Annotated in this window: 14 protein-coding genes; all 14 read right to left on the bottom strand. The window is 53.6% G+C overall.

What is annotated here, in order from left to right:
* Positions 1 to 34: 34 nt before the first annotated feature.
* Entirely contained in the window at positions 35 to 700 is a 666-nt protein-coding gene (locus RGB73_RS23990; protein ID WP_310765269.1) for a transporter permease, read from the bottom strand.
* Positions 701 to 802: 102 nt separating this feature from the next.
* Positions 803 to 1,528 (bottom strand): GntR family transcriptional regulator, encoded by a 726-nt coding sequence (locus RGB73_RS23995; RefSeq protein WP_310765270.1) that lies wholly within the window; start codon positions 1,526 to 1,528, stop codon positions 803 to 805.
* Positions 1,529 to 1,863: 335 nt separating this feature from the next.
* A complete protein-coding gene (locus RGB73_RS24000) occupies positions 1,864 to 2,586 on the bottom strand; it encodes a 3'-5' exonuclease (protein ID WP_310765271.1) in 723 nt (240 codons plus the stop codon).
* Between the two features lie 195 nt (positions 2,587 to 2,781).
* Positions 2,782 to 4,932: a CocE/NonD family hydrolase gene (locus RGB73_RS24005; protein ID WP_310765272.1), complete on the bottom strand. Its 2,151-nt coding sequence runs from the start codon at positions 4,930 to 4,932 to the stop codon at positions 2,782 to 2,784.
* 25 nt (positions 4,933 to 4,957) lie between these two features.
* Complete coding sequence (locus tag RGB73_RS24010; RefSeq protein WP_310765273.1) at positions 4,958 to 6,001, bottom strand: dipeptidase; 1,044 nt, start codon at positions 5,999 to 6,001, stop codon at positions 4,958 to 4,960.
* 5 nt (positions 6,002 to 6,006) lie between these two features.
* The gene (locus tag RGB73_RS24015; RefSeq protein WP_310765274.1) at positions 6,007 to 6,717 is read right to left on the bottom strand and encodes a helix-turn-helix transcriptional regulator; all 711 of its coding nucleotides are present in this window, start codon (positions 6,715 to 6,717) and stop codon (positions 6,007 to 6,009) included.
* The gene (locus tag RGB73_RS24020) at positions 6,714 to 7,181 is read right to left on the bottom strand and encodes a RidA family protein (RefSeq protein ID WP_310774515.1); all 468 of its coding nucleotides are present in this window, start codon (positions 7,179 to 7,181) and stop codon (positions 6,714 to 6,716) included. The genes RGB73_RS24015 and RGB73_RS24020 overlap by 4 nt, the downstream gene beginning before the upstream one ends.
* A 137-nt stretch (positions 7,182 to 7,318) precedes the next feature.
* Entirely contained in the window at positions 7,319 to 7,432 is a 114-nt protein-coding gene (locus tag RGB73_RS30680; RefSeq protein ID WP_396136133.1) for an ATP-binding protein, read from the bottom strand.
* 272 nt (positions 7,433 to 7,704) lie between these two features.
* On the bottom strand, positions 7,705 to 9,129 hold the full coding sequence (locus RGB73_RS24025; RefSeq protein WP_310765275.1) for a serine hydrolase domain-containing protein: 1,425 nt from the start codon (positions 9,127 to 9,129) through the stop codon (positions 7,705 to 7,707).
* Between the two features lie 5 nt (positions 9,130 to 9,134).
* Entirely contained in the window at positions 9,135 to 10,025 is an 891-nt protein-coding gene (locus RGB73_RS24030; protein ID WP_310765276.1) for a serine hydrolase, read from the bottom strand.
* A 109-nt stretch (positions 10,026 to 10,134) separates the two neighbouring features.
* Positions 10,135 to 11,763 carry a peptide ABC transporter substrate-binding protein gene (locus RGB73_RS24035; protein ID WP_310765278.1) on the bottom strand — a complete coding sequence of 543 codons (1,629 nt, stop codon included), beginning with the start codon at positions 11,761 to 11,763 and terminating at the stop codon, positions 10,135 to 10,137.
* Between the two features lie 230 nt (positions 11,764 to 11,993).
* Positions 11,994 to 12,275 (bottom strand): DUF2325 domain-containing protein, encoded by a 282-nt coding sequence (locus RGB73_RS24040; protein WP_310765279.1) that lies wholly within the window; start codon positions 12,273 to 12,275, stop codon positions 11,994 to 11,996.
* 38 nt (positions 12,276 to 12,313) lie between these two features.
* The gene (locus tag RGB73_RS24045) at positions 12,314 to 12,508 is read right to left on the bottom strand and encodes a YezD family protein (protein WP_310765280.1); all 195 of its coding nucleotides are present in this window, start codon (positions 12,506 to 12,508) and stop codon (positions 12,314 to 12,316) included.
* A 150-nt stretch (positions 12,509 to 12,658) separates the two neighbouring features.
* The gene (locus RGB73_RS24050) at positions 12,659 to 13,294 is read right to left on the bottom strand and encodes a TetR/AcrR family transcriptional regulator (protein ID WP_310765281.1); all 636 of its coding nucleotides are present in this window, start codon (positions 13,292 to 13,294) and stop codon (positions 12,659 to 12,661) included.
* Positions 13,295 to 13,396: the final 102 nt, after the last annotated feature.

Consider the following 13,396-nt stretch of genomic DNA (forward strand, 5'->3'; position numbering starts at 1 on the left):
ACAAATATCATCAGAAGGATAATTAAAAAAATATTTACTTTTTGTTTTTTGGAAAAGCCTTCTGGTTTTTAATATTCAATGCAGCAATTTGACTGTTTTTTCTATCAAAAAACATCAGAATCAACATGATAAAGATAGGATAGATAAAGGAAACAACAAAGATATCCCTTGTCAGAACACTCGCCTGATCAGCCACAGCTGTTTTGCTTAGCAAAGAGTGAAAGAGCACCCCATGCGCACTGTACATGAAATTCGCACCAGAAAGGGAGCCTAATGAAACAGCGAATGAAGCATGCAATTTATTCATTCCTGATGATTTGCACAATGCCATTGCAATCGCACCCATGACTGCCACAGAGGTAAAGAAACCGGCACCCATTCCTGAAACCAGCGCTGTAATAAAGTAAAAAATGAGAGGCAGCCATTTTGTGTGTTTTTGAAATCGATACAGTAAAAAATGAGCGATTTTTTCCAAAGTACCATTCACGACTGCAAAATTAAAGAAGAGCGCTAAGGTGAAAATAACCAGGAATAATTTTGTTGGGAATGTATCCAATAAATCATTGACTGACATTCCCAAAACAAAGCAGCCGATCAAATAAGCAAAGGCTAAAGCAACCAAACCCGTATTAATGTTAAGCTTTTCCCCCAGATAGATCGAGATAATAATAGCCAGTATGATTAAAATAGAATATAACATAGCTCCTCCTCCATATCTCTACCGCTTGTATCATAGGCATTGTGTTCTTTACTGAGAGTAATCCGTATTTCTAGAACCCCGATCTTCCTAACATATTTTTTCTTATTCTAAACGTAATACGGATTTGTATTTGTACATGTCTCCACGATAGGAAGAAGTCCCTGTGAGGACGCAACATTTTTTTGCTCGTAAGTCAACACTTCTATACAAAATGGGGGAACCTGCGGAAATCCCAAGAATTTCCGAAACCTCTTCACTAGCCAGAACTGCTTCTATTTCAATTTCTCCTTCTGTAAGCGACATGTTGAATTTATTGAAAAATAGATGTGAGAAAGAATAATGAACATATTCTTCATCCGTAATTTGTTCCCCATACTTTTTTAAAAGATAACGGTTATCGATAACAACCGGGATCCCCTCTGAAAGACGTAAACGCTTTACCTGATAAACCTCTTCTCCAGGTTCTACCCCCAATTTTGCATCTACCCCTTCTGGACATGGTACGGGTCCCCGAGATAGCAGCTTAACATGAAAGCTTTTTTCCAAATACCACCCTTGAAAGAAAGTATCCAACTTGGCAATATCGGTTTGTAATTTGTCTTTTCGAACGATAAATGTGCCTTTTCCTTGGATCCGTTTTAAAAGCCCTTCTTTTACAAGCAATTGAACTGCCTGACGAATAGTCATTCTAGAGACTTCAAACATTTTTATCAGTTCATCATCGCTTAGGAATTTGTCTTTTCCCTCTTTGGTTAATTCTTCTACTTTTGCCCTTAAATGTTCTGCAATCTGAGCATATTTCGGAATAGGCAACTCGTCATTAATCATAGGTTTCCTCCCATTTATAGGCCTAGATAACGTTTACAAAAGCAACCGCTTTCATCTAGTCATCTAGATGACTTTAGTTATCTTACAACTTTGTTTAATTCGTGTCAATCTTCAGTTTAGTCCTTATAAACTATATCATTCCCCGAGCCCATGGGTTCTATTCCCTTTCATCCATTCCAACCAAAGGAGAATAACGCCCTCCTTTTTCATTCACTCGCATTTATGGCGCATCGGCAGTCTCATATTTTTGTTTTCAACGAACAAAAGCAGCCATAAAAAAATGCCGCTCGGCTCTGTAGCCTGCGGCATTTTTGCTGTTTTTGCGTCCTCCGTACTCAGGGCTGCTCCACCACTGCTTTTTCCGCCGCCTGCTCGAGCTGCTTTTTGTGCTGCTGGAGGCATGCTTGGCACTTTCGGCTCTTGCGGCCAAACTCGGTGTAATACTTGCTTTTTTTGCAAGACCGGCACGTGATGTACAGCGAACTGGACAGGTTGTAGTTTTCCACCGGCGTATTTTTCACCAGATGCACGTCCTTGTTGAATTTGACCAAAAGATGGGCCGTATGTATCGCATCGACAAGAGCGGAGTGAAGCCTGCCCTCCTGCACGATTCCCGCGGCGTCGATGGCGTCCTTCAGACTCATTTGCTTGCGGTCGGCCAGCATCATGCTGATGGGCGGCTGGATGTCGTTGTAGTTGCGCAGCCAGCCAAACTCGATCCCGAACCGAGCGCAGTGCTCAATCATCAAGCGCTTGTCGTCCATCCCCCACGAGCACAAGTAAAAATCCTCATCCTCCCCGATCCACTCAAGAAAAGCGGAAAAGGCCCTGCGGAACGGAATGAACGTCGGCATGTTGTCCTTGTCCAAACCGACAAATTTGCGAGTCCGCTCGGTAATCCTGCGCTCGATCGCAGGAAACGTGTATCGCTGAAACGTATCCACCTCGACCCCGTTTTTGCCAGGCACGATCTTGGCCGCCCCGATCTCGATGATTTCCGGTATCTTATCGCGTTGATGAGTCAAAGTCGTTTCCAGGTCAAATACGATGATTTGCATGAACGGTTCACATCCTAAGAGTATTCCTGCTCTCTCTATTATGACAGGGAAGTGGGAGGAAAAGCAAAGAAAGGAAGCGAACCGCTCCCCCCTCCATTTTGATATTCTGAGCGCCCCTCTCCTTTTTCCGCCCCCGCTGCGCCCCAAGAGCCACAGCGTTTTCTCCTTTTTCCGCCCCTGAGGCAGCATTTTCGATTAAAGAGGGCTTTTCAGCACTGGCAGTCTGATCTGGCTCGGATACCTCCCATCATGGTAAACCGTCTGCTCCGCGACGATCGACTCCGTCTCCGTCGCCAGATCCCTTCCCGTATTCGGATTTGGAAACGAGAAGTTTTCGGCCCCCGAAGTGACCGAGACCCGAATCCGATGGCCCTTTTGAAAGACGTTGGCGATTTTGGTCATCCGGATCTCGTAGCGCTCGATTTGTCTCGGCTCCAGCAGCTCCGGCTTCTCGAACGAATGGCGATAGCGCGCGCAGATGATTCCGTCCGAGAGGCGGATGGAATTGCCCTGTTCGTCCACATCGCACAGCCGTACCAGCCAGTCCGTGTCTCGAGCGGACGAGGAAGCGTACAGGACCGCCGAAATTTCACCGGCGATGGCCAGATCTTCCTCCAGCGGCTCCGAGGTGTACACGAGCACGTCCGACCGCTTTTCCACTTCCCGATAGTTTTCCGGAACGCTGTTCTCGTTTTCCGACAAATCCAGCAGGTACGGGGCCGCATCCTCAGGATCGTACGAGTAGGTATCTGCAGGATCATCCTCCGGTACGGAGAATGACAAGGTCCCGTCTCCTCCGCTCGTATTGGCCCGTCCGCCGCTGCTGAGGTACAAACTGACGTTTTGGGCCTCCGCAGGCGGCCAGCTTTCCGATGTCTTCCACTCGTTTTCGCCGACCATGTAGTACTCGACCCGCGGCTCTCTGTCTACACCGTTATCTATCCCCTTCAAATAACGGTCAAACCAGCGCAGCTGCGTGACGTCCAGATCGTAGCGGATCGCGTTGTTGCCAAACGGCACGTCGTGAATTTCCCGCGTCGTATTCGCCTTGTGGTACCACGGTCCGAGGATGAGGCGAGCATGCTCGGGCACATTGCGGGAGACGATTTCCCACGATTCGCTCGTTCCCATGCCATTGTCGTCATACCAGCCGGAAACGAGCAGCGCTGGCACCTTCACCCGATCGGCAAACCGCTTCCAGTCGGACTGCGCCCAGAAGTCATCCCCATCCGGATGCTCCATCCACTTCGTCCAAAACGGGATTTCCTTGCCCAGCACTTTTTGGGGAATTTCCTTGATGGGACGCACCTTGATGACCTCGTTCCAGTCGTCGCGGAAAAGCGCGGCGACGTTTCGCCGCTTTTCCGCCATCATGAAAATCCACGAGAGACCGCCCAGGATCGTTCCGCCTTTGCGGGGAATGTCCACGTACGGCGTCCCTACGGTCACGTAGCTCAGGATCGCTTTCAGGTGCGGGTTGCCGCTGGCTGCAGCCGCCCATTGCACATAGCCGACATACGAGCCGCCCAGCATCCCGACATTCCCGTCTGACCAATCCTGGCGGGCGATCCAGTCGAGCGTGTCGTCGCCGTCCTCTCGCTCATGGACGAGCGGAATCCATTCTCCCTCGGAGTCTTCCCGTCCCCGCGTGTCCTGCACGACCAGGGCATAGCCGCGGGCTACGAACGGTAAGCGGCGGAAAATACCATCCAGCCGACCGTACGGAGTGCGCATCAAAATGGTCGGGACGCGCTCGCCCTCCCGCAAGCCTGCCGGCAGCCACACCTCTGTCGCGAGGCGAACGCCATCTCTCATCGGGACGTCGTGTCTTCCCAAATGCAGGACGCCGTGGCTCGGCGGGGACAAAAGCGGATCCTGCCACAGCTTGAGCGGAGTCACGTCCTCCCAGCCCGCTTTTGCCAGGACGACGCTGTCACCGCGCCCGGTCAGGACGAATGCGATCACTTCGTTGCCCGAGATGATCAGGTCGATGGGCTGTTTGGCTTCCCGGACTGCCCATATCCAGGCCTGCTTTCTCTCTCCGAAGGCGACGCCCTCGATCTGCTCATGACGACGGTAATGGCCGCCGCCAGTGGAATAGACGACCTCCTCCTTGTCCCAGTCGATCCGCTTCCATTCCGCGAGCTTTTGTCCCAGCTCGGTAAGCGGGAGCTCATAGCCGGCATTCCCTTCGTCCATCTGGACAAACGGGCCAACTGCCGCCTGCGGGGCGTCCCATCCCGTGCGCCTGTGCCAGACTCCTGCCTCGTCATAGCGGATCTCGGCCGTCAGGATGCCGGATTGATAGTAGCCAAAGACTGCTTCTTCCAGTGGATGGTGCTGCATGCCGATTTCCCCCTGTTCGCTCTCCCTACTTCCACACTTCCTCGTAAATCCTCAGGAAATTGCCGCCAAGGATTCCTTCGATTTCTTCGTCCTTGTAGCCGCGCTTCATCAGTTCCCGGGTAAGATCCGGCATGGCCGCATGCGTCTTGACGACATCAAACGGCATCTCTTTCACCTTGGCGATTTTGTCCAAGGGCAAATATTTGGTCAGATCGTCGCACAAATCAAGCCCAAGTCCGATATGCTTCGCACCGACCAGCTTTTTCATATGGTCCACGTGGTCGACCAGCGCTTCGATCGTCGCCCTGGCACTTTCGCTTGCGGTAAACATGCTGCTTGCATTTACTCCGATCAGCCCGTCCTTGAGAGCGATCGCCTTGATCTGGTCGTCCGTCAAATTCCGCATCGTCGGGACAAGGCTGCGGCAGTTGGAATGCGAAGCGATCACAGGCTTCTCGGAAAACTCCATGACGTCCCAGAAGCCTTCGTCGTTCAGATGACTTACGTCGATGACCATCCCCAGCTTCTCCGCTTCCGCGATCAGGCTGACGCCAAAATCGGTGAGGCCGCCCTTCTTCCCCTCCCGCACCGGTGCGAAAAAGCTGCCGTCTCCGGCAAAATTGCGCCTGCTCCAGACCAGTCCCAGCTTGCGGACGCCCAGCTCGTAAAAGACGCGCAGCAGACTAAGATCGTTGTAAAGCGGATCCGCCCCTTCCAGCGACAGGATGAAGGATACCTTTTGCTCCGCTCGTGCCCGGCGCAAATCGCTGACGTTCCTGGCGATGACGATGCGCTCCGGCGACTCCGCCGCCTCTGCGTGCAGGGCGCTGACCTGGTTCAGCGCTTTGCGCAAAGCCATCTCCGGCACGTAAGCATCCTCTACGTACACCGCCGCAACGATGGTGTGAACACCGCCAGCCGCAAAGCGCGGCAAGTAATCCGTCTCGATCATTTTCGTGCGTCCGTAACCGCGCTGGATTTCCACATCCATCAACAGGTCAAAATGTCCGTCCAGCACATGGACACGATCATGAAACTGCCGCGCCTGCTCTCGGGTTGCTTCTGACATCGAGCTCATCTCCCGTCTTTTTTATCCAAATAGCTATAGACCGTGAACTTGGATACATCCAACAAATCGGCGACGTGCTGCACCGCTCCCTTGATCAGGAAGAGACCTGCCTCATCAAGCAAACGGATAAACTGGATCTTGTCCTCCTTTTGCATCAGGGCGATCGGTTTTCCTGTCCGTTTGAGACAGTCGTCGATCATCTGTTCCATGAGAACGGCGACAGTGGGAGCGAAGTTCTCGTCCTCTTTTCTCTCATCCTGCTTGTCTTCGATCTCCATCATGGAGCCCAGCACGGCGTGCGCCATAGCCAGGTGAGTCACGTCGATATTGATGCATAGGCTCCCGATCACTACTCCAGCCTCATCCTTGATGTAGATGGAGCTCGATTTGATCTGTTTGCCTTTGATGGTCTCGTTGCGATAGTTCAAGTCGTACGGCTCCTCGCTGACTTTGGCGCTGCGCAGCGCTTGCAGGGCCAGGTTGGTAACCGGTGAACCGACCTGCCTGCCGCTGACGTGGCCGTTGTGGATCGCGATAATGGACGAGGCAAGATCGTCCGTCAAATCGTGTAGAACGACCTCGCAATGGTTGCCGAACGTCTTGGCCAGCCCCTCGACCACCGGAATGTAGCTCGCCAAGATCGGATGGGTTTTCTTCATGGCTGCCTCGCTTTTCCCTGACTTCTTGGATTCCTGCGGATTCAGTTCCGGATTCATGCCGGGCTAACTTCCACAATCATCTCGATTTCAATCGGATTGTTGAAGGGCAGCACGGACGTACCCGCAGCCGAACGCGCATGCTTGCCCGCTTCGCCGAAAATCCCGATGAAAAAGTCGGATGCCCCGTTGATGACCTGCGGCTGCTCGTAAAAGTCGGGAGCGCTGGAGACAAGGGCAAACAGCTTCACGATCCGCGTGATCCGATCCAGATCGCCAAGCTCGTCCTTGAGAATCGCCAGCAAATTCAAGGCTGTGACCTTCGCCGCCTCGTAGCCTTGCTCGATCGTCACGTCTTCCCCCAGCCTGCCGTGATACATGGGGCTGCCGTTCACGTAGCAGCCGGCTCCGGACGTATAGACGACATGGCCCGTTTGCACGCACGAGACGTAATTGGCCATTTTCGGGGGGACCGGGGGCAGTTCATACCCCAGCTCCTTCAAACGCTGCTCCACTTTGGACACAAGCATCACCTTTCGCTTCCTTTTCTCCTAACCATACTATTCTGAAGATTCCTGATCAACAACTTTTTGTATAGCGTAAAATTTCTTTTAAGCCAAAACAAAAAGCTGTAAAAGAGTACGCCGCGATGCGTACTTTTTTACAGCCTGGTTGGCAGGAAAACCTCGACGCGCGTTCCGGCGCCTAGGGTCGAATGAACGCAGATGCGCCCGCCCATCTCCACGGCCAGTTGCTTGCAGATCGCAAGCCCCATCCCTGTCCCTTCTTTCTTTGTCGTGAAAAAGGGGGTAAACAGTTGTTTGATCTGCGACTACGTAATGCCTCGCCAGATGGTGCACCCGCTCGCACACCGCACGAAGCTCCACCAGACTTGTGTGACGTTCAGCGCTTTCGTTTTTCCGGGCGAGATTCAAAAACCCGTCACCTAAGCGTACGGACTATTCGAAAACCGTGCAGGCAGTTCCCCCTCGCCTTGCAAACAAAAGAACAATTCGTTGGAAAACCGAATTGCCCTTTGCACGATTTTTACTTTTCTTTGTTCTTCTCCTTCAGCAGTTGACGCAGCGCGTAGCTCATCCGTACGATCTCCCCTGCTGGCGATCGAAAGAAGTCGATCCAGACAACGTAGTTCCCCCGCTTGAACACGAAGCCGTCCTTTTCCACGGGAATCAGCGGATAAGAAAGCCCGTCGCTCTCCACGATGCGCAGACAGCCGTCCTTTTGCTCGATCGTCGCGGAAAGCCATTCCTCCGATACGTAGCGGCCCGTGTACTCCACCTGGTTTGCAATCGGCAGTTCGATGGGGACAATGGGATAAAGCTGTGCCTCCGCCGGCCTGCCCGCGATTGTATGGAGCAATCCCAAAGCCAGTTGGCGCACGGAAACGCCGTCGAGATTGCACAGGATCACCCCCGTCAGTCCCTTTTCGGGAAGGGCAAAAATATGGGAGCTGATCCCCTTGAGCGATCCCCCGTGCTCGATCATGAGCCCGTCGGGAAAACCTTGTGCCACCATCAGCCCGTACCCGTAGGAGCGATGCCCGTCGCATCTGGCGTAGGCTTCCTTCATCTGCCGGATGCTCTCTTGCGACAAGACTCCCTTCGCATCCGCCTCGGGTCCGATGCAAAAGATGCCCAGGTACGTCAACAGATCGCTCGCCGTCGATTTGAGAAAGCCGGCAGCACGCATGGCCGGTGCGTCGTGCCAGTACGGTGCCGCCATTACCTCGCGTACGCCCTCGATTTTTTTCGTGGTGTACAGGACGGTCACATCTTCCGGATGCTCCAGCTCCTGCACGTCAAACACCGTCCGGGACATGCCGAGCGGTCGCAGGATGCGCTCGGTGACATACTGCTCATACGGCTGGCCGCTCACCCGTTCGATGATGGCACCGAGCAGTCCGTACGCGTCGTTGTTGTAGCTGAACACCTCGCCCGGCTCTCCCAGCGGCGCCCCGTTGAAATCCGAAATGGCTGCCAGCACTTCTTCGTACGTGTCGAGATACGGGAGCTTCTGCAGCTCCGCTTCGGCCTCTGTGCCCCGAATGGCAGGGTCCTGCTCCAGGCTGCGCTTCATGGCTCCATCCAAAAAGGGCAGCGGAGGCATGCCCGGCGTATGCGTCATGAAGTGGTGAATGGTGATTTTGTTTCGCCATTCCTCCGCCCCCATCCGCAGCTCAGGCAAGTACTTTACGACCGGGTCGTGGACGGAGAGCTTCCCGGCCTCCTGCAGCTGCATGATCGCCACGCAGGTAAACGACTTCGTCACGGAAGCGATGCCGAAAACGGTATCCATGGACAGCGGCAATCCCTGCTCCCTGTCCCGGTATCCAAATGTTCCCTGGTACAGCCATTCGCCATTCTTTTTGACGCCGACCACCGCCCCCGGCGCCTTCGCTTCCCCCAGCAATGTCTGGGCATACGCTTCAAACGAATCGATCCAGCCATTCATGCTTCTCAGCCCTCCGTCGCCTGGTCGTACACGGCTTTCGCGATCCGCGCAATCGTCTGCTCCGCCGCCAGCTTGTCCTGAATGCCGCGCGACAGTACGGTGATCGCGATCGTCCCTTTTCCCTGCGGCAAAAAAATGAGTCCCGCGTCGTTGACGACTTCGTTGACTGTCCCCGTCTTGTGCGCCACCTTGGTTCCCGGAGGCAGCAAATAAGGCAGCCGGCTGTTGAACTGCTGGCGGCGCAAAATATCGAGCATCAGGTCGCACGAGGCAGGGGTCAGAATTTCTTTTTTCGCGATCATCGCGAGCAATCGATTCAAGTCGGCGGGGGTCGCCACGTTGTTGTCCAGCGTGGGCAGGGAGACGTCCAGCAGGATGTCGTACTCGCCAGTCTCCTCCCGCCGCTCGTACTCGGCAAAACCCTCCGGTGACGGATGCGGCTCTTCCATGCCGACGCAGGCGTTAAGCAGCTGCCAGCAGGTATGGCGCAGGTAGATTTGCTCAAGGCCGAGCTCGCGCATGTGCGCATTGACGTTTTCCAGTCCGACCAGTCCGAGGATGAGGTCTGTCGCGTAATTGTCGCTGACGATGGTCATCAGTGTCGCCAGGTCCTTTACCGTCAAAGCGGCTCCCGCATCCAGCTCCTGCAAAATGCCGGAGCCAGGCACGCGCTCCTCCCATTTGAGCGTCACCCGCTGGTCGAGCCTGATCTTCCCATCCTCCACATCTCGCATGAGCGTGACCAAAATCGGAATCTTGAAGGCGCTCGCCAGTTGGAACAGCTCGTTTTCCAAATGCCCCGCCGTCTCTTCCGTCTCCAGGTGAGCTGCCGCTACTCCGAATACGCCCGGCGCATCCTGCAATACTTCGTTGATCGCTTGTTGCCATGTCCCCATACGAATCCCTCCCACATCAGTGGTGAAACCTATTGCTTACGTCCATTCCCGCCTGCATGGAAAGGCCAACACGTAAAAAAGTGTCGGCCAGTCCTGCCTGAGTCTTATCCTATGGCTCCTTGTAGCCCCATTTGAAGTCGATGTAGCCCAAAGGGTCCACCGTGATGCCTTTCACCTTGTCGTTTTGCACCCAGGAATTGACGCTGCTGTAGATACCGGTGACCGGCATCTGCTCCATCAAAATGCTCTCCGCCTCCAGCAAGTACTGATTGCGCTTCGTCTCATCCGGCTCGGCGTACGCTTTGTGCACCAGATCGACGTACTTCTCGTCGTGCCAGAAGGTGGAGTTGTTGCCGCTGTTTTTCTCCATGAACAGCTCGAGGAAGTTGACGGAGTCGTTGTAGTCGCCCGTCCAGCCGGAGCGGGAGATCATGTAGTTTCCATGCTCCTGATCGTCAAACATGACTTTCAGCTCTTTGTTGACCAGCTTGACGTCCACTCCAAGCACCTGCTTCCACTGCGCCTGCAGCGCTTCGGCGATCTTTTTGTGCAAATCCGAGGTGTTGTACAGATACGTGATGTCCGGCAGCTTGGAAATTCCCAGCTCCTTCATTCCTTCCGCCAACAACTGTTTCGCCGTCTCGGTGTCGTTATCCTTGAAGTACCCTTCTTTTTTCAGGGAAGCGGACAACGGAACGAAGCCCATCAGCGGTGTCTGCCCTGCCTGGCCGATGTTGTCGGCGATGTCCTTGCGATTGACCGCGTAGGCAAACGCCTTGCGAATCTTTTCATTGGTGAATGGGGCTTTTTCCGTTTGAAACAGGAGGTAGTAGTTGGTCGCGCGTTCCATCGTTTGCAGCTTGCCTTCATCATGCAGCGGCCCGATCGCGTCGGCGGGCAGCGCGCTGATAGGTCCGCCCGCCCAATCCAGATCCCCTTTGTTGAACATCTCCAGCTCCGTGTTCGTGTCTTCGATCATGGAAAACTCGATCTTGTCCAGCTTCACGGCATCCTTGTCCCAATATTGGTCGTTTTTGGCCAGCTCGATCTTGTTTTTGTGCTCCCATGCGGCGAGCTTGAACGGGCCGTTGGTGACGATCGTCTCCGGCTTTTTCGCCCAGTCGGCGTTTCCTTCCACGACCTTCTGATTGACGGGATAGTAAAAAGTCGCGAGTGTCAGGAAGTACGGCGTCGGGCTTTCCAGCGTGACCTCCAGTGTCTTGTCATCCACGACCTTGATGCCGACCTCGTCTGCCCCTGCCTTCCCTTGGAAAAAGGCCCGGGCATTTTTGATCGGGTAAAACTTGTAGGCGGATCCGCTGCCGGTTTTCGGGTCGAGCACCCGCAGCCAAGCGAACGCGAAGTCGCGAGCGGTCACCGGATCCCCGTTGCTCCATTTCGTATCGCGCAGCGTGAAGGTGTATACTTTTTTGTCATCGGAGACCTTGATCTCCTGCGCGACGGAGTTTGCCGGCTTGCCGTCCTTGTCGAGTCTCACCAGAGCATCGTAGAGCGAACGAATGAAGGCGCCTGAGATTACGTCGTTGGACATGCCCGAATCGAGCGTCTCTGGCTCGGCGGCATTCATCCGCAGCATTTGCTCGGCAGCCTGAGTCTTCCCGGTTTGCGGAGAGGCGGATTCGGATGAAGGGGGCTGGCTGGCTGTATTGCCGCTGCACCCTGCGAAAAGACCGCCCAGCAGGACGAGCACGCTCATGATGGCAAAAGATCGTTTCATGATTTCCCTCCTGGTATGGATTCGATTGCGGAATATAGAAATATTCTGCAAATTTTATGCCATCAGCTTTCTTGCCGGGTTTGCCCCCATGTTCTATTCATAGATGAATACTTTTTCGAAAGCGCGCCTTCCGTTCTACTATTTTCGTGTTCATTCGACAGCAAAGAGAGGTATTCGCGAGTGAATATTTCTATTCACGGACGAATACCTCTCTTCTGTCCCGCTTCGCTCTAGCTGATGACCGGTTCGTACAGGTCGACCGCGTCACAGGAACGCCTGCAAAAGACGATCGGCACTTGTTTTTGTTTGGCGAGCTTCTTGATATTTTTGCAGAGATTGTGATTGACAAAGTTGATAAATACCAAGATCAGCTCTGTGTCCGATGGAATCATTGCCTTGACATCCGACTTTTTTCTGCCCGATACGTGATAAACATGGCGAAATCCTTTTTCCTGCAGCCTGTTCTCGATTGCCCCCACCCGATCTCCGCCAATTACCAGAACGCCAGCCATTCCTAGCTCCTCCCCTCTTTTGGGCTTTTCCTGCCTCTTCATTTTCCTGCGCGAATCGGCATGTTTTTGGCCTCCGCCTTTTCCGAGGGAAGCCGATACTTCTCGGTCCGCTCGATTTGCACCACCTGGGAATCGTGCACCACGATGTGAACGGAGCCGTACTCCAGGTTTTCCAGCGCCTCTGCAATCTTCTCCTTGAGCCGATCGTCCAACGCTTCCCGTTTTTTTGCCATCCGGTACCCTCCTCGAGATGTGAGCCAAAATCCAATTTATATTATTCCTACCGTTTTACTTTGTTTTATGCTCATGATACCTCCCTCCTTCCCTTTTGTCAATGAACTCCTTGATTTTTCTGGAAGGGGAGGCGCACTTCTGGGCAATCCCTACTGTTTGTACAGCCCGTATCGGATCATGTCGCAAAACGCTCCGATCTCCTCTTGGAACAGGGCCAATCGCTCCAATCCCCTGTAACGCGCTTGGGATTGGTCTCGCACGTGCTTTTGCGTCAGCGCCTCGATGGCGGCGAGGATGAAGGAAAGCGACTGCTTGACATCGAGCTGCTCCCGCCATTTCGACGTATCCACGTCGTTCAGGAACAACGAAAAATACCGTTCGTTGAATTCCGCTTCCCTCGCCTTTATTTCATCCCGGCAGCCGGCCGGACAATCGATGAAGGTCGATACCGCCATCCGGTACAGATGAGGCTCCTCTGCAAATAACTCCATTTTCACTCGCTGGATCTGGAGAAGGCGCTCCAAAAGATCGTCAGACAGCTCTTTCAAGCGCCCATCGAGGTAGGCGAAAAAATACGCGATACACGCGTCGACAACCGCCAGGAACAAGGTCTTTTTGTTGGAAAACAGGTGGAACAGCATCCCTTTGGAGACGCCTGCGCTTTGTACGATCTGATTGGTAGACCCGCCTTCATACCCCTTTTCCGCGAATTCCAGCAGGGCAGCCTGCAGCAGCTTTCTTTTGACAGGCTCCATCTGATCGTCGTCTTGCCAGATCGAAATCATTTTCTCACCTTTTTCTTGTCCGTTTTCTCTCGTTCATCATAGCGCATCTTGACCAGGTGGTCAAAACTCGTGTACGATGACATTGACCACCTGGTCAAAGGC

This window comes from Brevibacillus brevis (assembly GCF_031583145.1).
Classification (GTDB): Bacteria; Bacillota; Bacilli; order Brevibacillales; family Brevibacillaceae; genus Brevibacillus; species Brevibacillus brevis_E.